The sequence below is a fragment of the Spirosoma lituiforme genome (assembly GCF_054776635.1).
The window spans coordinates 529906-550750 of the sequence record NZ_BAAHBO010000002.1; the positions used below are offsets into that span (position 1 = coordinate 529906).

Annotated in this window: 14 protein-coding genes; 4 read left to right on the forward strand and 10 right to left on the reverse strand. The window is 52.2% G+C overall.

Translation table 11 applies throughout. The features are described 5' to 3' along the window. Positions 1–215 precede the first annotated feature (215 nt). The 3 genes from tal to gndA are packed head-to-tail and all read left to right on the forward strand — an operon-like array spanning position 216 to position 3425. The gene (gene tal, locus ACYU87_RS10630; RefSeq protein WP_461134044.1) at positions 216–1322 is read left to right on the forward strand and encodes a transaldolase; all 1107 of its coding nucleotides are present in this window, start codon (positions 216–218) and stop codon (positions 1320–1322) included. 11 nt (positions 1323–1333) lie between these two features. Beyond that, positions 1334–1984, forward strand: coding sequence for an HAD family hydrolase (locus ACYU87_RS10635; protein ID WP_461134045.1), 651 nt, complete (start codon positions 1334–1336; stop codon positions 1982–1984). Beyond that, positions 1959–3425 carry an NADP-dependent phosphogluconate dehydrogenase gene (gene gndA, locus ACYU87_RS10640; RefSeq protein ID WP_461134368.1) on the forward strand — a complete coding sequence of 489 codons (1467 nt, stop codon included), beginning with the start codon at positions 1959–1961 and terminating at the stop codon, positions 3423–3425. Before ACYU87_RS10635 ends, gndA begins: the two co-directional genes overlap by 26 nt. Positions 3426–3963: 538 nt before the next feature. On the opposite strand, the gene ACYU87_RS10645 is transcribed toward gndA, so the two are convergent. Next, on the reverse strand, positions 3964–4221 hold the full coding sequence (locus ACYU87_RS10645; RefSeq protein WP_461134046.1) for a hypothetical protein: 258 nt from the start codon (positions 4219–4221) through the stop codon (positions 3964–3966). Positions 4222–4296: 75 nt separating this feature from the next. Further along, positions 4297–4575 (reverse strand): hypothetical protein, encoded by a 279-nt coding sequence (locus ACYU87_RS10650; RefSeq protein WP_461134047.1) that lies wholly within the window; start codon positions 4573–4575, stop codon positions 4297–4299. Between the two features lie 290 nt (positions 4576–4865). Between ACYU87_RS10650 and ACYU87_RS10655 the strand changes: the two genes are divergently transcribed. Further along, positions 4866–6167, forward strand: a complete 1302-nt coding sequence (locus ACYU87_RS10655) for an esterase-like activity of phytase family protein (RefSeq protein WP_461134048.1) — start codon at positions 4866–4868, stop codon at positions 6165–6167. Positions 6168–6312: 145 nt separating this feature from the next. Here the strand turns inward: ACYU87_RS10655 and ACYU87_RS10660 are convergent, their stop codons facing one another. The 8 genes from ACYU87_RS10660 to recG form a co-directional block, all read right to left on the reverse strand. Further along, positions 6313–6549: a hypothetical protein gene (locus ACYU87_RS10660; RefSeq protein ID WP_461134049.1), complete on the reverse strand. Its 237-nt coding sequence runs from the start codon at positions 6547–6549 to the stop codon at positions 6313–6315. Between the two features lie 216 nt (positions 6550–6765). Continuing rightward, positions 6766–7215 carry a hypothetical protein gene (locus ACYU87_RS10665; RefSeq protein WP_461134050.1) on the reverse strand — a complete coding sequence of 150 codons (450 nt, stop codon included), beginning with the start codon at positions 7213–7215 and terminating at the stop codon, positions 6766–6768. A gap of 59 nt (positions 7216–7274) precedes the next feature. Continuing rightward, positions 7275–8591 (reverse strand): gluconate:H+ symporter, encoded by a 1317-nt coding sequence (locus tag ACYU87_RS10670; protein ID WP_461134051.1) that lies wholly within the window; start codon positions 8589–8591, stop codon positions 7275–7277. A gap of 17 nt (positions 8592–8608) precedes the next feature. Then, entirely contained in the window at positions 8609–9907 is a 1299-nt protein-coding gene (locus tag ACYU87_RS10675) for an McrC family protein (RefSeq protein WP_461134052.1), read from the reverse strand. 18 nt (positions 9908–9925) lie between these two features. Next, positions 9926–13348, reverse strand: coding sequence for a VCBS repeat-containing protein (locus ACYU87_RS10680; RefSeq protein WP_461134053.1), 3423 nt, complete (start codon positions 13346–13348; stop codon positions 9926–9928). A gap of 99 nt (positions 13349–13447) precedes the next feature. Beyond that, positions 13448–15304, reverse strand: coding sequence for a RagB/SusD family nutrient uptake outer membrane protein (locus ACYU87_RS10685; protein WP_461134054.1), 1857 nt, complete (start codon positions 15302–15304; stop codon positions 13448–13450). A 16-nt stretch (positions 15305–15320) separates the two neighbouring features. Continuing rightward, positions 15321–18536 (reverse strand): SusC/RagA family TonB-linked outer membrane protein, encoded by a 3216-nt coding sequence (locus ACYU87_RS10690; protein WP_461134055.1) that lies wholly within the window; start codon positions 18534–18536, stop codon positions 15321–15323. A gap of 167 nt (positions 18537–18703) precedes the next feature. Next, positions 18704–20812, reverse strand: a complete 2109-nt coding sequence (recG, locus tag ACYU87_RS10695) for an ATP-dependent DNA helicase RecG (protein WP_461134056.1) — start codon at positions 20810–20812, stop codon at positions 18704–18706. Between the last annotated feature and the right edge of the window lie 33 nt (positions 20813–20845).

Consider the following 20845-nt stretch of genomic DNA (forward strand, 5'->3'; position numbering starts at 1 on the left):
CCAGGTGCTAAGGTACGAAAGGAACGCTATCTTGTCCGCACGCTCATCTTGTCCCTGACCGATGCCATCATTTAGTACCTTTAAGCGCGGCACGGATGCGCCCGCTTCGGCTGGCCTGTTCTGGTATAGATGCCCGGCACGTTAATGGCCGATTAAATGTTGACGGTGGATTAAGTAATGTTAAACAATTAGAAATCAACTGAAGTCTATTCCTTATGGAAACGAACAACGTAAAACAAATCCACGACTTCGGCCAAAGCATCTGGCTCGATTTCATTGACCGGAAAATCATGAATACCGGCGAATTGCAGCAGCTCATCGACGAAGACGGCGTTCGGGGTATCACCTCCAACCCGGCCATTTTCGAAAAAGCGATCAGCAGCAGCAGCGATTACGATGCCGACATCAGCCAGCTTGCCCAGAGCGATCTGAGCAATGAAGACCTCTTTTATAGCCTGGCCGTGAGTGATATTAAACGGGCAGCCGACATTTTCTGGCCGACCTATAACGATGGCGAAGTGGTCGGTGCCGATGGCTACGTAAGCCTGGAGGTATCGCCGTTTCTGGCCCGGGATACCGATGGAACCATCGCTCAGGCGCTGAAACTCTGGAAAACGGTGGAGCGCAACAACGTGATGATCAAGATTCCCGGAACGGTTGAAGGGTTGCCCGCTATTCAGCATTGCATCTCGGAGGGACTAAATATTAATGTTACGTTACTGTTCAGTCTGGAGCGGTACGAAGCGGTAACCAATGCCTACATTACGGGTCTTGAACTACGGGACCAGGCAGGATTACCCATCAACAACATCTCGTCGGTAGCCAGCTTCTTCCTGAGCCGGATCGACACCCTGATTGACCCGATGCTTCCCGAAAAAGGACTGTCGGATCTGAAAGGCGAGGTAGCCATTGCTTCGGCCAGAAAGGCCTACGAAATTTACAAACGGGTGTTCAACAGCGACCGTTTCCTCAAATTAGCGGCCAAAGGAGCTACCCCACAACGGCTGTTATGGGCCAGTACGGGCAGCAAAGACCCGTCGTTTTCCGACGTCAAGTACCTGGAAGCCCTCATTGGTCCCAAAACCGTCAACACCGTTCCGATGGATGCGCTGGTGGCGTTCCGCGATCATGGCGTAGCCGCCGATCGGCTGGAGAACGACCTCGACAAAGCGACGCAAACCCTGCAACGGCTGGCCGACGCAGGTATCGATCTGGCTGCGCTCACCCAGCAACTGGAAGATGAAGGCATCGAGAAATTTAATACCCCCTACCAGAAATTGCTGGATGCCATCGAAACCCAACGCAAGAAAGCCCTGGCGTAGCTCCTTTAGTCATGAAAATGCCTGAATTAAACATTCTGCTCCTCGATATCGGCGGTGTTCTGCTCAACAATGCCTGGGGGCATGAGTCGCGCAGGGAGGCCGCCGATCTTTTTCGTCTCGACTACGAGGAGATGAACGTACTGCACAATTTTATTTTTTCCACGTACGAAACCGGAAAAATCACCCTGGACGAATACCTGGACACGGTTGTGTTCAATCATCCGCGTGCGTTCAGCCGGGCGGAATTCAAGGATTTTATGTTTGCCCAGTCGGTTGAGTTACCTGATATGCTGGCGTGGCTCACTGCCTGGAAACAAAACCACTGCGGATTTCGTATTTTTGCCGTTAATAATGAAGGCCGCGAGCTAAACCAGCACCGGATCAATACATTCAATTTACACCGGGTCTTCGACGGGTTTATTTCATCGAGTGAAGTTGGTATGGTCAAACCGGATCCGAATATCTGGCGCCTGGCCATGGGCATTGCCCAGGCCAAACCGGAACAATGTGTTTACTTTGACGACCGGCTGATGCTGGCGCGGGCAGCCAGTAAGCTGGGAATCCGAGCTTACCATCACCAGACCTTTAACAAAACCAGACAAATTCTCGAAGACCTCTCCCATTCACCCCTATCTGATTATGAATACCAATTCAACCAGTGATCAATTTACGTTTGGCATGATTGGCCTTGGTACCATGGGCCGCAACTTGTTGCTGAACATGGCCGACCATGGTTTTTCTGTGGCTGGATACGACAAAAATCCGGCTCAGTCGGAACTGCTCGAAAAGGCCTGGGCCAATGATTCCGATGGAAAGGCTGATACCGTCGTGAAAGGCTTTTCTGACATTAAAGCGTTTGTGGGCAGCCTCAAAAGTCCCCGGGCCATCATGATGCTGGTACCGGCCGGCCCGATTGTCGATAGCGTTGTTTCCGAACTGCTGCCCCTGCTCGATAAGGGCGATATCATTATTGACGGTGGCAACTCACACTTTACGGATACGACCCGTCGCGACAAGGCCCTTGAAGCCGAAGGATACCATTTCTTCGGGATGGGTATTTCTGGGGGAGAAGATGGTGCCCGTCGTGGACCTAGCATGATGCCCGGTGGCGATAAAACGGCCTACGAATACGTGAAGCCGATTCTGAGCGCTGTAGCGGCTAAAGTAAACGGCGATCCCTGCGTAACGTACATTGGCCCCGGAGCGGCCGGCCACTTTGTAAAAATGGTGCACAATGGCATCGAGTACGCGGTTATGCAACTCATTGCCGAGACGTATGAGGTGCTGCGCAAAGGGCTGAAACTGGACAATGAGGCCATTGGCAAGGTGTTCAGTGACTGGAACGCGGGGCGGCTGCAATCGTTTCTGCTCGAAGTGACCAGCGACATTTTCAAGTACCACGAACCCGGCGAAACGCAGCTACTCCTCGACAGCATCAAGGACGAAGCCCGCTCGAAAGGAACCGGTAAATGGACCTCGCAGGTGGCCATGGATCTGGTCACCCCGATTCCGGCCATCGATAGTGCCGTATCCATGCGTGACTTGTCGAAATACAAGGCGTGGCGTGTGCAGGCAGCCGAGATGTATGGCGACGAAATTGCCCCGTTAGCCGTCGACAATGATGCGTTTCTGGCTAGTCTGGAACAGGCATTCTACTTCTCGATGATCACGACGTATGCGCAGGGCATGCACCTGCTGGCGTCGGCATCGGAGCAGTTTGGTTATGAGTTGAATCTGGCGGAGATCACCAAAATCTGGCGGGGTGGCTGCATTATCCGGGCCGCGTTCCTGGAAACGATGCTGAGCGCTTACCAGACTGATTCGGCACTCAAACACCTGTTGCTGGCCCCCGCCATTCAGTCCATCATTCAGGAAACAGTACCGGGTATTCGTACGGTTGTGGGCGCGGCTGTTGCGGCCGGTATTGCCCTGCCAACCTACGCCACGTCGTTGAGTTATTTCGACGCGTTCCGGTCGGCCAACATGCCTTCCAACCTGATTCAGGCCCAGCGCGATTACTTTGGCGCCCATACGTTCGAGCTGATTGGCAAAGACGGTGTGTTCCACGCGCAGTGGCAGGAAAAAGAAGCCGACCGACCTTAACGAATCAGGTTAATCGGTAACGACAGAACGTTTATCGTTCGGGCTTGCGTACCTGATGAGCGACATGATAGGCCCTCCTCACTATGGTTTTCGATTTTCGAAACAAGCCATAGTGAGGAGGGCCTGATTTTTACCAGTGCGCTCACCGGACAAACCGCGGCCAAAGACCCATTGGTAAGGTTTGTTAGCCTAAGGTCCGCCGAAAAATCAATGATCAACTGATTACAGAGAGATCGTGGAGCAGACACCCTTCTTAAATCCGTAGCGTTCAACGCTTCTAATGGCGCACCTGGTTCCTTACGGTTCCCTTAATACGCCTGTCCGTATCTTAGCTCAAATCATCACAACCGGCTATTACGCAAAGAGTTAGTGCCTCATCTGACTACACCATCCAGTTTACCGATGGCACTTATCTGCGCCCAAGCCCAACGATTCATTAATGGTTGGTTATGTATGTAGTGCGTCGCCCGGTCGATATGCCTAAAATAAGGCGGAGTCAGTTTTTAAAACCGACTCCGCCTTGTAAAAAGAGGGTAGCCTATACCGGCTGATGAAGCGTGCTGGTAGCCGACTGCATCAACTCGCGTTCAACGGCACGGGCAAACGCATTTTTATCTGATTTCCGGTACTGGTCCAGAGAGGCTGCGCCCGATGGTGGAACAAATCCAATGTGAGCCCGTAAACAGGCATCCCACAAGACGGGGTTCGATTGTATCTTGTATTGACGAAGCGGGGTATCGGCCCCAAACCAAAGACCAATAATGTTACTTGGTGTTACTTTTAACTGATGAGCCATTTCCTGTTTTATGTTTACTGGTTATGGATAGTCGTCCAACGCTTGTTTGCGTAGTATAACGCTCGATCCCCAATTTTAGTCAACATTGCCTGAGGGAATCAAACCGCTGAATCGGTAAGAAGTTTTCAAATAAGTTTTGGCAATCGACCGAATGGAATCAAGGCTGCTCACAGACAGGGGTTTACCGGCGTGGTCGTAGGGAATGGATTCGTCAGTCAGTACGTCGTAAATTCCCTGCGGAGTCAGATCATTATCTTCATACCCCCAGAACAGAAAATCGAGCGCGTCAATCAAACTGTCGAAACCGACACCGGTGGCAGTCTGAAGCTGGTTATAAACGGCGATAAAGCGCATGCGTCATTAGTCTAGTACGTTGAGCTACAAAAGTAATGCGTTCCCAAGCAAGGGGTGTTACCCCTTCATTATGAAACCGACGGCATCCGGCCTAATTCGCTAACGGTAGGATAATGCTCGGATCAGGTTCAGCATCGACAACGGATACCCCCTCTCCGGCTACCGAGCGGGTTAAACGGCCTACTCATTCTTAAAAATTAATATATGCATAACAGGCCAGCACAATCGGTTACAAATGGATAACACAAGGCCCTTTAGCTTTGTCGAATTATTAGACCATATAGCCCATCATGCGCTTTACGTATTTACCTTTTTCGTTTGTCATCGCTGCCGGCATCGCGGTTACGGCCTGCGAAGATCATCGTCTGCCCGCTATTGCTTACCCAACGTTTGCCGAAGCGACCAATCCGAAGGTGCTGGCAACCGCCCCCAACGGTACGGTCATTTACAACGGGGGCTTCGGCTCGGCCGTCGTAGCGGACCCACGCGACCCAGCCGTTTTTTATTTACTGACTGATCGCGGACCGAATGCTGCCGGATCAGCGGCAAATTCGATTATATTCGGTAAAGCCGACTTTACCCCCCAGGTCGGAAAATTTCGGGTCGTTGGCAATCAGTTGGTGCTCGAGCAGACCATTCTGCTCAAAAACGCGGCCGGACAGCTACTCACGGGCCTGCCAAACCCCATCGGCCAAGGTAATACGGGCGAAATCGCTCTTGATCTGAGCGGTAAAACCATTGCGCCCAATGCCGATGGACTCGACTCCGAAGGACTGGCACTAGCGTCGGACGGGACGTTTTGGGTAAGTGATGAATATGGCCCCCACCTCGTACACTTCGACGCTAGCGGCAACACCATCGAACGGATCAATCCATTTGGTACGGGAACGGGCGGGCGTACACTGCCTAAAGTCCTGGCCCGCCGTCGGCCCAACCGGGGTATGGAAGGGTTAACGATTACGCCCGACGGAAAAACGCTGGTCGGCCTGATGCAGTCGCCGATGTATAACCCATCATCAGCAGCCGTTTCGGGTTCTACCGTTATCCGAGTCGTTACATTTGACATTGCCAGCGGGGCTACGAAACAGTATGTGTACCTGATGGAAAACTCCAGCCTGACAGGTTGCAGCGAGATTGCTGCTATTTCGGCCACCACGTTTCTGGCCATTGAACGGGATGGTAATTATGGCGGTGACCCGGTTAAGCCCTCGACCTTCAAACGTGTGTACAAATTCGATCTGGCGGGTGCCACCGATATATCGGATCCAGCGAACAGCGATAGCGGAAAACTGTACAACGGCCTAACCGTGGAGCAACTTAAAGACAAAGCCGGCCTCCAGAACGCTGGCGTTGTTCCCGTTGCCAAAACGCTGGTCTTAAACTTGCTAACCGACATCTCGCCTGTTTACCCGCACGACAAAGCGGAAGGGATTTCGCTGATCGGATCGAACCGGCTGGCCATTTCAAACGACGATGATTTCGGGGTAGTTGACAATGGTCAGAACGGATTTGCGGCCAAAATTCTTCCCGCTACCGGTCAGGTAGATCGCAATCGCATTTACTTCGTCACCTTACCTACGGCGCTTCGTTAAGGACGTCTCGTTTAGCCGTACCATACTCACTGAAAATAAACGAGGGGCGGATTCCAGCTGATCATCACTAAGCTGATCAGCTGGAATCCGCCCCCTTTTGTTATTCGAAGCCGGTGGAGCTTACGTAGTCGGTTATGGGGTTGATCTACGCTTCAGCGTTGACAGCATCCGGCGTTGGAGCTGGAATGGCCTGCCTTTTCTTGTCTTCTTTCTTTACCTGTTTTACCAACCGCTTGGCAAGTTTTACCAACCGCTTGGCAAGCTTCTTTGTTGATTTCTCAATTGCTTTTCTGACCTTTTTTGACGGCTCGGTCGACTCACTTAGTTTCTCCTCAACTGAGGTTGCTAATAGGTAAGCAAGTGCTTTTGTAGCTGATTTCAAACGTGTATTTTATGGGTTCTGAATACCAGGAAAAAATTCCACAAATAAATACGAATAAAAAGTTAGAAACGAAAGGTCTACGTTAAGTTTTCGTTTCTGTTTTACTCCATTTACGGGATCAATAAGTAAACCGGCAAACCCATTTTCAGTTTAATTATCAGATGGCCCCAAACTAGCGATAGTCTGCTCCATTCATCCGATACTGAGCGCTGAATTTTATGAACCAATGGCTTCTTCAGCCGCTTTTTTCACGATGGCCAGATCATTGACGCCCTCAAATCCACTGAATCCGCATGAGATACGGGTTTCAGCATCCAATTGGATAGGCTGACCGCCCTCCCAGCCCATCAGGTCGGGTAGTTCGATACCGAAATCTTTGTAGTTGAGCTGGTCCGAAAACACCAACCGCTCGTACTCGCCGGTTTTGTAGCCGGTTATCCAGACCTGTGACGCCTTGCGATAGGCTACATCGTAGAAACTCCGTCCGCTCACCTTGTCATTGCCCCAAATTTTTCCGTAGATATTCCCGGCGTCGTCGATTAGACAAACCGCCACATTACCCTTCGAAATACTCCAGTCGGCTTCACTACGTTGGTAAGCGGGTATCTGGGCCGATAAGCTGTCAAACAACTTATTAATTACCTCCTGTAGCTTCTCGTTACTCATTGCTGCGTATTTTTACAATTACTCCCCGAACTCGTTGACTCCATTTATAAGCCACGTACCTACACCACCAGGTTAAGGGCCAACACGCCCAGCAAGCCAACAATGGACACAATCGTCTCCATCAGCGACCATGTCCGGATCGTCTGTCCGATGGTCAGGTTGAAATATTCTTTGAACAGCCAGAAACCACCATCGTTGATGTGCGAGAACATCAGGCTTCCAGATCCGATGGCCAGCACCATCAACTCCGGCTTTATAGCCTGCGATTGCAGCAGCGGTAAAACAATACCCACCGTGGTGAGGCCCGCGACCGTTGCCGAACCAACGCACACCCGAATAAAAGCGGCAATGCCCCAGCCGAGCAACAACGGCGGAATGGCAGCATCAGCCAGCAAACCGCCAATGTATTTGCTGGTGCCACTATCCCCAAAAACCTGCTTCAACGCGCCCGCGCCCGCAATGACCAGCAAAATAGGCGCAATCGCCTTAACGGCCTCTTCCATATCTTTGGTAATCGCTTTCACAGACTGCCCCTGCCGGATACCCAGCGCGTACATGGCTGTCAGCACCGATATAAGCATCCCGATATAGGGTTCGGCCAGGAGCGTTATCACCGTTTTGAGGGGTGACTCGCCCGGCATGGCATTTTTCAGCGGACCGAACGTGGTTAAAAGCAGAACGGGTAATAGGGCGACAAAAAAACTGATACCTGCCCCCGGCAACTGATCAGCGGGGATCTCCCGATTCTTGAACAACTCGCGGTTTGGTGTTGCGTTGATCTTCACCAGTGTTTTACCGAACAGCGGCCCGGCAATGATGATGGCCGGAATGGCGACGATAATCCCGTAAAGAAGCGTTTGCCCGATATTGGCATTCAGCTGACCCGCCACCGCCGACGGAGACGGATGCGGGGGCAGATAGCCATGCGCCACGGAAAGCGCCGACAGCATGGGTACCGCGACGGACATTAATGGCAAACGCGATGAGGCTGCAATCGTAAAAATCAGGGGAACAACGATGATAAATCCGGCATTGTAAAACAGCGGAATACCGATCACAAAGCCCGCTAAAGCCAGCCCCCATCGAATATTTTTGACGCCAAACCAGCCAATCAGAACATCGGTAATTCGGCGGGCGGCCCCACTTTCGGCCACCAATCGTCCCAGCATAGCCCCGAATCCGATAATCAACACCAGCTCGCCCAATGTACCGCCGATACCGGTCTGAATGGATTTCCCGACCGCGACCACATCCATACCCGACGCCAGACCAATACCCAGCGCTACAATAACGAATGAAATAAAGGTATCTAAACGGACAAAGGCAACGAGGAAAACAAGGGTTAAAATACCGGCTAGTGTTAAAATAAGGGGCATATACGACGCAGGAGGGTTTACGATCCGTTGGGAGACAAAGCGTACGTAGCCAGTTTATCTACTTCATCAGCCAGCGAATTGGTCAGATCGAACGGAACAACGTGCAGGCGCGTGTGCGCGTCGTAGCTAAATACGGGCAATGGCTTAACGAAGGTTTCACTAACCGGATAGATCAAAAACAGGTCGCTGGCGGCATACTTCTTCCCGTAGGCATACAGTTGGTACATATCCGCTTGCTCAATTCCATAATTACCGGTACTCACCTGGCTACCTGGCTCCTGTCCGTTCACGTGTTTCCACTTGGTGTCCAGCACGAATGTTCGGTCGTGATGGCGAATAAGGATATCGGGACGAAGCTTGAATTTAGGTAATCCAACGTGCTCATCAACCAAATGCGCAGACGACTCCTGCACCCGAACATCGTCGGAACTGGGCCAGTACGTCCGAATGCCGTGCGCCACATAATCTTCAAATACCCGCTCCATCGGAAAGAGCAGGGAGAAACTTTTGGCTTTACCCATCTTCACTCCCAGCCCCTGCCCCAGCAAAAGTGTTTTTGCCCAGAGCAGTGCCGCTTCGTACCGGGCGAATAATCGGCTGCTTCGACGAATTGCATTCAGATCATCAGGTATGGAATGCGAAACGGGTACATCGTCCAGCACCCAGCGCAGTTGCTGAATACGGCGCTGATTGGCTCTGTCCGTAGTCCGGTTGGCCAGGTAGAGCAACGTCGATTTCAGGATACGGTTCGGTGGTACATTGGCGGTTAGCTCGTCGTACACAACCGCCAGCCGTTCAGCGTGGTACCTGTTTTCACGCAGTTGCCGCGTGGCTTGAAACCGTCCCTTCCAGAAGCGTTCATTACTCTCAACGGATACATAAGCGCGCTGAATACCCTGCTGTGCCAGCGGTTCTACCGTGTCGAGAAAAGCGGTGATGAACACCTCCCACAAAGGCAGCTTAACGGCCCTTGACTGAGCCCCGCGTATCGTCCGGAACGGGCTGTGGCGCAGGTACCGGAGCATAGTCAGCAACAGGGGTCGGGCATTGGCCTGCTGCTCCATTTTGGGCAATAGCTCCAGCATCGTTCCATCGGGCAGCGCCAGTAGCCCCACGTAATTCCGGACCCGAATAAACTCGACACCTTTCTGTACCGTAAAGGTGAACAGTCCATCAGCGTTCTCATTCTCAAACACAAACTGACGAAGTGCGTCAAACACCGTTTCGGATACACCGACCCTGCCCGGTATCAACTCCGTAGTTGAATCAGACTTTCCAATCAGGCTATTTTCGGCAACCGAAATGAGAGCAGCCATAAGTTTTAATCCCGTAAGCTACTTAGTACTAGCGGGTTGATAGGCCCGGATGCTCTGCTGATTGATGCCAAAAAGCAGCGTATTCCCGATTGGCAACACCGATCGAACATCGCCCGACAGCCGAAAGCCAGCCTGTGGTTGTGGCACCGTAGCGAATCCGCCCCGGCCATCACCCCGCAGCAATAAGCCAGCGTTCGCATCGGCCCGGCCAAAACGCAGACGGACCTGGGCGGTGTTCCCACAAAGCAGTAAGTCTTTATGCCCATCCTGGTCGAAATCCAGCGCCGTGAGGGTAAAAACAGGCGACTGTTGCGCCGACATGGGTAACGGCTTTTCGGTCAGTTTACCCGCGGACGTACTGGCAAAATAAGTCGTTGTCAGTTGATTAGCGGTCAGCTTGGTTGTTCCGGCTAACTGGGCTTCGGTGAATACGTCGGTCAGCGTGGCGTTCGAATAACTTTCGTAGTTGGTGAAGCGATGACGCAATACGCCAAGCTGATCGAGTAATTCGTCGCGAGTGGCATGCGGGTATGATTTTCCCTGTACGTACAGACACAGAATCGGATCTACTTTTCCGTTGTTGTCGAAATCCTTATAAATCAGTTCGGCGGGTTCTTTGTCGGTAGCCCGGCATTGGGTGTTAAGCCCCTGGTTGCCCACCACCAGATCGGGGCGTCCGTCGCCGTTAAAATCATCGACCAGTAGCTTGTTCCACCACCCCCGATACTCCTTTTCGAAGTACGTTTTCGTCTGATCGGTCAGGTGTCCATTGCTCAGGCCAAGTACCGTTACGGGCATCCACTCACCAACAACCACTAATTCGGGCTTCCGGTCGGCATTCAGGTCCACCCAGGCAGCATCCGTCACCATACCCAGCGTTGACAGCATGGGGGCCAGGGTGGCCGTCTGATTGGTGAAACTGGGTTGCCCGCCCCGCGCTTTACTCGTGTTGACAAGCAGGTAACTGGTCGGCGTTTCGGGATACCGACCAGGAATTACTCGCCCACCCACGAACAGGTCCGGTCGACCATCGCCATTGACATCGGCAACCCGAACGCAACTTTTGCTGGTACGCATAACGGGTAGAGCACCAGGGCTTTTGGTAAATTTCCCCTTGCCGTCATTGAGGTACAGCCGATCCTGTAAGGCTGGATCATCGAGCAGGAAATCGTCGTAGCCGCCACTACAAACATACAGATCCGGAAACCCATCGGCATTGGCATCGAAGAAAACGGCATCAGCATCGCTGCTCTGTTTGTCGGCCTCGAAAGCCGGTTGCGACAGCCGACTGAACTGCCCCGAAGCCTGCTGAATGTATAATGCACCCGCCTGGCCGCTGCCTCCGCCAGCATAGATATCTTCCCGCCCATCGCCGTTGACATCAGCCTTAACCAGGCATGGACCATTGAAGGATTGTGCATTGACCAGCAACGGTTGCCGCTTGAAGTCGTTGATCTTCTTGATAGGGTCGGTGAACGCAACGGGCGAACTCACTTCCCGGAAAAGCTGGGGGGTAGACGGCAGAATTTTATACGTAGAACGAGCGGCTTTCTCCTCCACGGTCAGCAGTTGATCCGCCTTTACGTTGGCAATCACCTGCTGTTTACCCGTTGGCCAGACAATCCGCAGCGAATCAATGGCCGAATCAGTCCCCAAGCCAAAATGCAACCGGGGCGACACACTCGACTGATAACCCCGCGTTGGCATCTGTTCGACATACTGCTGATTTCCTTTCCGATAGAGTGTCAATTTAGCTCCTACGCCCTGTGTATTGGCCCCACTGCCAACCAGTTTCACCGCCAGGTAATGATGGTTGCGCTCTTTGTTGGCTTCGTTCTGAAAGACAAAGGCCAGTTGGTTGGTATTGTTTACCACAAGATCCAGATCACCATCGTTATCCAAATCGGCGTAAGCCGCGCCGGTGCTGTTTGATGCCTGAGCCAGTCCCCAGGCTGGGCCACTGTTGGCAAAGCCAACTTCGTCAGAACGCCGGACCCTGGGCTCGCCACCCCGGTTACGGAAAGCATAGTTCGGGACATTCGATGACGGCATTTTGTGAACCAATTCCAGCACATCTTCGCGCCGAAAATTCGCCGGGCGGTTTTTCATGTAATCGGTCATGTATTTCAGGAAATCCTGGTTCGTATAGTCACGAACATATCCATTCGTGATATAGAGGTCTTTCCATCCATCGTTATCGTAGTCGGCAAAAAGCGGTGACCAACTCCAGTCCGTATTAGAGATACCCGCCATCTGACCTTCTTCCCGATAAGACGGTATGCCTTCCCGACCTTCTCCATTACTGATCTGCAGCATGTTACGCATATTCTGGTGATGAAAGCCTGATGCTACGCTGAGGTTGTATTTGTCGTAATTATCCGGAGCCATCAACAGCTTCTGCCGTCGGTTGTCTTCGGGCAGCATATCAAGGGTGAAGATGTCGAGGAGCGCATCGTTGTTGACATCGGCAATGGCATTACCCATTGAAAAATTAGATATATGACCGACACTGGACTTCAGCACATCCCGAAACCCGGTGTGCCGATTGCCCGTGTGCTGATTCAGATAGAGGTAGTCAGGAACACCGTAATCGTTGGAAACATACATGTCCGGCCAGCCGTCAGCGTTCAGGTCGGCCACGCCAATTCCAAGTCCGTAGGTCAGTACCGAGCTGCTTAACCCCGATTTTTCCGTTACATCCTCGAAGTGGTTCCCTGTATTACGGTATAACCGGACGCCAATTTCCGGATTGGCCTGTTTCAGCAACGAAGCCGTAGCGGCTGCATCAAGAATGGGCAGCAGCCGCGGGTTGTGATTGAGTTGAAACATGTCCAGATCACCATCCCGATCGTAGTCAAAAAACACCACCTGTGTCGTCTGGGCGGGTTTATTCAACCCGTACGCTGCCGTTCGATCGGTAAAATGAGGAACGCCATTGGCGTCGGGGCCATCATTGATAAACAGTTCAGGCACCCGGCTCTCAGGCCGTGTACTACCCGATCGGCAGACGTAAATATCCAGTCGACCATCCCCATTAACGTCCGCCATGGAAACGCCTGTTTTCCAGGGTTCCTCGCGCCCCAGAATGCCCGCCGTAGCCGTAACATCGGCAAATTTCATATTCCCTTTGTTGAGGTACAATTTATTGGGCACCATATTCCCGGTGAAGAAAATATCGTCCAGCCCGTCTCCGTTCAGATCGCCGGTAGCCACCCCGCCCCCGTTGTAGAAGTACTCATACATGAGCACGTTGGTATTCAGCCCTTCGGTCAGATTGTTGGCAAACGTAATCCCAGTCTGGTCGGGCGAGAGCAGCGTAAAAAGGGGCGGTGATTCAGGAGCGGTGTTACCGGCTGTTTCCTGCTTGTCTGACGAGCGGCCACAGGCCATACAGAGCAGCCAGGTTAGTAAGAGTAATTGGTTACGGAGAGCGATCAGCATTTTATAGAAAAATCAACGGAGAAATTTACGCAAAATCCCCGTCGGTTTGTGAATACCGACGGGGATTTACTTTACTTAATTCGGAAAACCAGCTGCCTATTAGTAACCCGGATTCTGTACCAGTTTGTTATTCCGGTTTATTTCATCCCGGCTGATGGGCAGGAAGTACATTTTATCGAGCCAGGCCCGGTTTTCTTTTCCCGGATCAATCTCAACAACACGATAGGCGTAATCGTAGCTGGTTGGATCGTACTGATATAACGAAACCGTTTTACCGGATTTCAGCGTACCCGTAATGCTGATGATATTGGCTTTGCGGCCCAGTGTTGCCGGGGCAATCATCCAGCGACGGGCATCGTGGTAACGCTGCTCCTCGAATACCATTTCGATCCGGCGTTCATTCCGGTACCGCTGACGCAGTGCATCGCCGGTTTCCGTAAGCGCAGGCATCCCTGCCCGGTAACGAATCTTGTTCAGCCACGTTTTCGCTTCGGCATCCTCGCCCAGTTCTATACAGGCTTCAGCGTAGTTGAACACGGCCTCCGTATACCGGAAGAACGGCCAGGGAATCTGCTGATACGTATTCTGATCAACAATCGCTGGGTTTGGGTCCGTGAATTTCCGCATGTAGTAGCCCGTATAACTACCATTCCAGTCTTCAACGGTACTCTTCCGGGTATCCAGACCAGCCACGGCTACTTTACCACTGCCGCTGGTCACTTCGTATTGACCCGTCTGGATCTGGTTGACCGGATCTTTAGCCGCTACATCGGCCGTACGCGGTTTCCAGGAAGCACCGTCATACAGAATTGACGCGTAAAAACGGGGATCGCGGTTGGCGTAAGGCGTCGTGGCTTTGGTTGGATCGCTCCAGCTGAACTTCGACCCATCCATCATTTCATAATCATCGACCAGCAACGATACCGGCGTGTTACCCGCCCAGTTGTGGTACCCGTTCGGCCCGTTGTACAAACCGATCTGACCACCTGCTTCTGGCTTTTGATTGATAAAGGAGCGCGAGAACAAAACATCCTGCTCACCACCACTCCGCGACAGCGCAATGTTCATGTAGTTCGCCGTACCAGCATCTTTCGAAGCGGGTGCCGACAGGTTAAGCTGATACCCGCTGGTTGCATCCAGTACCGCTTTCGCGGCAGCTTTTGCTTTCTGCCAACGATCCGACCGGCTACCACTTACGTAACCCAACAACGCGGGCTGCGCGAATGCAGCGTGCGTCGATGATTTCGATTTAGCCGTTGTCGCATCGTACAGATCACTGGCCGCGTACGTCAGAATACGAGCTTTTAGCGCCAGAGCAGCCACTTCATTGGCACGACCTTTAGCTAACGACTTGCCTTTCAGCAGCGTAGCCGCGTCATCGCAATCTTTCGTAATGAAGTTGATACACTCCTCCATCGTGTTACGCGGTGTGGTATAATCGGCCTCACCCAATCCGTATACTTTATCAACGATGGGTACTCCGCCGTAATACCGAACCAACTGGTGGTAGTAGTAAGCGCGCATGAACTTGGCCTCACCCATCAATCGGTCAACGATCCCGCTTGTATTAGCGAATTTAGGTGCAGATAAATTCTGAATGGCCAGGTTGGCAGCCCGAATGCGCAGGTACATCAGGTTCCAGTCGATCGTTTCGTTAATCCAGCCTGCATCAGCTGGGTTCGAACGGGCTTCTGTAATCGTCGTAATGCCCCGACCGGGGTGCGTAAAAATGGTTTCATCAGTCAGCGAAGAAAGTTGCTGTTCATTGAATCCACCCTGCCCCAGACCGGCGTAAATCCCCGTAACGAAAGCTTCCGTGAGGGCTCGGTCCGACCAGACCGCATCACCAGCCACTTGGTCAAGCGGTAGTGTATTGACAAAATTGTCGTTACAGCCCGTTATGCTGATTGACGTAACGAGCAGTGCCAGACTTATAGTTTTGACTTTCTGTATCATGTTGTAATAAAAGCGTTTAGAAACGAAGCGTCAGCCCCCCGTTGATGATGCGCGATTGCGGGTAGTACTGCCCAGTTGCGTTGTCAGCTTCTGGATCGAACGAACCCAACCGGTTAACCAGTGTCAGCGCGTTCAACGCGTTGACGTACACCCGTAAGCTACCTACTCCAATCTTTTTACCAAGGGTTTCTGGAATAGTGTAGCCGACTTCGAAGTTTTTCAGCCGGATGTAATCTGCCGAACGCAGCCAGTAGGTGTTGCCACCCGAATAATACTGGTCGCTACGGTTGGCAATGCGAGGATGTACACTGCTCGGGTTCTCTACGGTCCAGCGGTTGTTATAAACCTCCTGCAGGTAGTTACCGATGTTACCCGACTCACCCAGGCTGATGTATTGCTGCGCACCGGCTGAACCCTGGAAGAGAACTGTCAGGTCGAAGTTTTTGTACGAAGCCGAGATGTTCATACCACCTTGGAACAGCGGCAGGTTTGTCCGGTTGTTCCGAACCTGATCGTTTGGCGTGATTTTGCCGTCACCGTCGAAATCTTTGTATTTCATGTCGCCGGGACGCAGCGTTTTCACGATAGCCGAGTAATCGAGTTTGTTGGCATCGATATCACCCTGCGTAGCAAATACGCCATCATACTGGTAGGCCATGTACGCGTTGATTGGCTTACCCGTTGTGCGCTGCCATTCTGGAGCACCGGGAGCTTCATCCCAGAACAGAATTTTGTTCTGCGAATAGCCACCGTTAACGCCTACACTGTACCGAAGTGCACCGGACTGACCATTGTAGCTGATCTGTCCATCGAAACCGCTGTTCCGCACACGTCCGATGTTTTCAGGCGGCAAAATCAGACCCGTTGTACGGGGTACCGACGCGTTACGTGGGTATAGAATCGACGTCCGCAGGTTGTTGAAGTAATCGAATTCAAAGGAAACTTTACCATTGAAGAATTGTCCTTCAATACCAATATCGGCGTTGTTGGCCACCTCCCACGTAATGGTTGGGTTAGGAATCCGGGCTTCCGACAGCGTCTGCTGCTGGGCGTTGTTAATGATGTACGTATTGAACCCGTACGTTGGCAGATACTGATACGTTGCCAGCGTGGTCGTTCCAGGAAAATAAATCTGGTCATTACCCAACTGACCAAACGAGGCCCGTATTTTGAAATAGTTCATCACGGGAACAGCATTCTTCCAGAAGCCTTCTTCCGATACAACCCAGCCGGCCATTACGCCAGGGAAGAATCCGTAACGGGTTGCCTGTGGGAAAATATCCGATCCATCGTAGCGGCTCAGGAATTCGAACAGGTACTTGTCCTTGTAGTTATAGGCAAGCCGGCTGAAGTAATTCAAACGAGCCCGGTTAAACGCACTACCACCGTTGTTCTGCTCCAGGGCACCACCCGCAAACAACTGGTCGATAGCCGGCGAGATAAAGTACCGGCGGTAAGCATTGAAGTTATCGCCCGAAATCGTTTCGCGGTTTACCCCAATCAGGGCGGTCAGACCGTGATCACCAAATTTACGTTCATACGTACCGATGGCACCCAACAGGATGTTCAACTGCGTATTGTTTCCCAGCGTCAGGCGGGGTTCGGCAGGTCCACGTACGCTGGCCGTCAGGTTTGGGTTGCCGTTGGCATCAACACCCGTACCCCGCTCATACAGCGTCCAGGGCGTCTCCCAGCGTCTGTTGTTCTGGTTCAATTTATCGATGGCCGCCGTTGCCGAGATTTTAAGCCCCTCAACACCAGGTATTTTCAAATCCAGCTGACCATTCGTCTGAATGTAATCCCGTTTGTCGCGGTCGTATCCGGTCGCGTTTGTCGTGATAACGACGGGGTTTTCACCATTCTCAATATCAGGACCTGGGCGACCATCAGGCCAGAAAGCAGGCTGATTGGGTTTGCCACGCATTTGCATCCGGAAAATAGCACCGGCACCCCGTGTCGGGTAGAACCGGAACTCTTCGCGACCCAGAATACCCAGCGCTACGTGCAGGTTCTTGCTGATGTTCGCGTCAATGTTCAGGCGAAGATCATATTGTTTGTAGCCCGTTGCCGAGTTCTTGTAGAAAGCGTCCTGGTTCTGGTAGCCCAGAGAAGCCAGGTATTTGAAATCTTCCGTTCCGCCCGTCAGCTGTAGATTGTGCCGCGACTGGGGCGACCAGGTTTTCAGCGTCGACTTGTACCAGTCGGTATTGGGGTGGCCCCAGGGATCTGAGCCATCACTGTATTTCTGAATATCTGTAGGCGAATAGGGTGCCGTACGAACCGTGCCATCCGGACGGGTGTAGGTTCCGTTTGTTTTGTAGGCCTGCGTTGCTGCCGACCACTCGCCAACGGGTAATTCATAGACGTTCAGATCGTTCAGCATGCCTGCGTACTGAGCCGCGTTTGCCAGTTTAGGCACTACAGTTGGTTGCGCAAAACCCTGGTTGAACGAGTACGACAATTGTGGCTTGCCTGTTTTACCCCGTTTGGTGGTAATCAGGATTACGCCGTTGGCAGCCCGTGAGCCATAAATTGCCGCCGATGCATCTTTCAGCACCGAGATGGTTTCAATATCGGCCGGATTGATCCGGTCCAGACCACCCGCCCGGTCAGGAATACCATCGACAACGACCAGGGCACTGTTGTTACCCAGCGTATTTGTACCCCGAATCCGAATGGTCGAGCCATCGTAGCCTGGTTCACCGCTGCGGTTTACCGCCGTTACGCCCGGTAGCCGACCCGCCAGTGAGTTCGACAGGTTTGTCGTCGGCGATTTTACCAGGTCGGCTCCTTTAACGGCCACAACCGAACCTGTAATTGTTTCTTTCCGCTGCGTACCATACCCAACAACGACAACTTCGTTAAGTGATTTGGTATCCGTAGCCAACGTTAGGTTGATTGTGCTTTTTCCAGCAATCGGCACCTCCTGGGTTGTGTAGCCGATGTACGAGAAAACCAGCGCAGCAGCTCCGGATGGCGCGGTCAGCGTGTAACGCCCATCCGTATCAGTAACAGATCCTGTTGTCGTTGACTTAACGACAACGCTCACGCCGGGCAGCCCTTGCCCCTGCTCATCAATCACTCTACCCGTGATTTTGGATTGGGCCATCGCGCTGACTGAGCAAACCAGGCTGAGCAACAGGCAGAATGCGTTTCTGCGCAACCAGGTCGAGTTTGTGAAGGTATCTTTTCGTAGGAAGAATACCCTCTGATTAGTAAATTGTTTTTGCATGGTTAACCTGTCTTTAATAGAGATTAATAGACGGTTAAAGCATGGTCAGTGAGGGTTTTTACTCACTGATTATTACCCAATTCATACTTTTTTTTAACATTATTTAATGGGATTTCACAATTATTAAGATAAAATCAACCTAATCAGCCAATTAGGGCTTTACTGGCTCATGAAATTCGGCCCCAGTTGTTTTCAGTTTGCTTGAGTTTGTCCACGTGATTGCGGATGGGCGCGTGCTGGGGGAGCAAAAGTTCAGGGTCTTCGGCCAGAATAGCCTGCGCTGATTCGCGGGCGGCTGTCAGAATAGCGCCGTCTTTGGCGAGGTCGGCAATCATCAAATCCATTACGCCACTTTGCTGGGTACCCGTCAAATCGCCGGGGCCGCGCAGTTGCAGGTCCACGTCGGCGATTTCAAATCCGTTATTGGTACGAACCATTGTTTCGAGCCGGGTACGGGTGTCGCTGCTGAGTTTATAACCCGTCATCATCACGCAATAGGACTGGTCGGACCCCCGCCCTACCCGCCCGCGCAACTGGTGCAACTGCGACAGGCCAAATCGCTCGGCGCTTTCAATGACCATGACGCTGGCATTGGGCACGTTGACACCCACTTCGATAACCGTTGTGGCGACCAGAATATGGGTTTCGTGTTTCAGGAACCGTTTCATCTCGTCGTCTTTTTCGTAGGCCAGCATCTTTCCGTGCAACATTCCGATCTCATACGTTGGCCGGGGGAAAGCCCGCTGCATGCTCTCGAACCCATCCATCAGGTCTTTGTAATCCAGCTTCTCCGATTCTTCAATCAGCGGATACACAACGTACACCTGGCGACCGAGTTCGATCTGCTGCCGCATGAACCCAAACACTTCGGAGCGGTGCTTATCGTATTTGTGAACGGTTTTGATGGGTTTTCTCCCCTTAGGCAGTTCGTCGATGGTCGATACGTCGAGATTGCCGTAAAGCGTCATGGCCAGCGTACGTGGAATGGGCGTAGCGGTCATGACCAGAATGTGGGGCGGCACTGTTTCGTTTTTACGCCAGAGTTTGGCCCGTTGGGCTACGCCAAATCGGTGTTGCTCGTCAATGATACACAGGCCCAGATTCTTGTATTGCACCGCATCTTCCAGCAGGGCGTGCGTACCGACTAGAATGTGCATCTTGCCCGACTGAAGTTCGTCGTGCAGTACGACCCGGCGTTTTTTATTGGTCGACCCGGTGAGAATGCCCAGGTTCAGGCCCATCGCATCGGCAAAGGGTTTGAGTCCGTTGTAATGCTGATCGGCCAGAATTTCGGTTGGAGCCATCAGGCAGGCCTGCGCACCATTGCCAATAGCCATGAGACACGCAATGAACGCCACAATGGTTTTACCGCTGCCGACGTCACCCTGCAAGAGCCGGTTCATTTGCTTGCCCGTCAGAAAATCGGAGTAGATTTCCTTAATTACCCGTTGCTGGGCTCCGGTCAGTTCAAAGGGTAGGAGTTCTTTGTAGAAATGCTTCATCAGTGAGGTATCCCGAAAAACTTGCCCCGGAAATTCCTCCTTCTGAATAAGCTTGTTCTTGATCAGCCGTAGCTGGTTGTAAAATAATTCCTCGAACTTCAGTCGGCGCTGGGCCTGTTTCAGCCAGCCCTGATTTTGCGGCAGGTGGATGTTCCACATAGCCTCCTGCTTGCTGATCAGCCGGTACTGCTGAATAAGCGAGTCCGGCAGGGTTTCGCGAATGTGCGGCCACGCTAGTTCAATCAGACTACGCATGGCCTTGCCCAGCACCTTGCTGTCGAGGTGGCGCTTACGTAGCTTCTCGGTTAGGTTATAGACCGGAAAGAAACCGGGCTCATTGTCGGAGGCCGCATTGGCATTTTCCAGCTCCGGATGCACGATGCTGAACTGGCCGTTAAAAGACTGCGGTTTTCCATATACGATGTATTCGCCATCGCGCCGGAGCGACTTCTCCAGATAAGTTATACTCTGAAACCAGACCAGACTCATGGAGCCCGTGCCATCTGTAAAGGTACCGACAAGCCGCTTTTTAGGTCCCTCCCCTTCCAGATACCAGTCCCGGAGCCGCCCCCGAATCTGGGCCGACGGCATCGAATCCATCAACTCGCTGATTGTATAATAGCGGGTCCGGTCATCGTAACGAAACGGATAATATTGAATCAGATCACCATACGTGAATAGGTTCAACTCTTTGTTGAGCAGTTCCGTACGCTGGGGCCCTAATCCTTTCAGGTAAAGTAGCGGTGTATCGAAAAAAGTAGCTCGTTCGGTCATAACAGACCTTTATATGCAGTTTTATACGTTAGA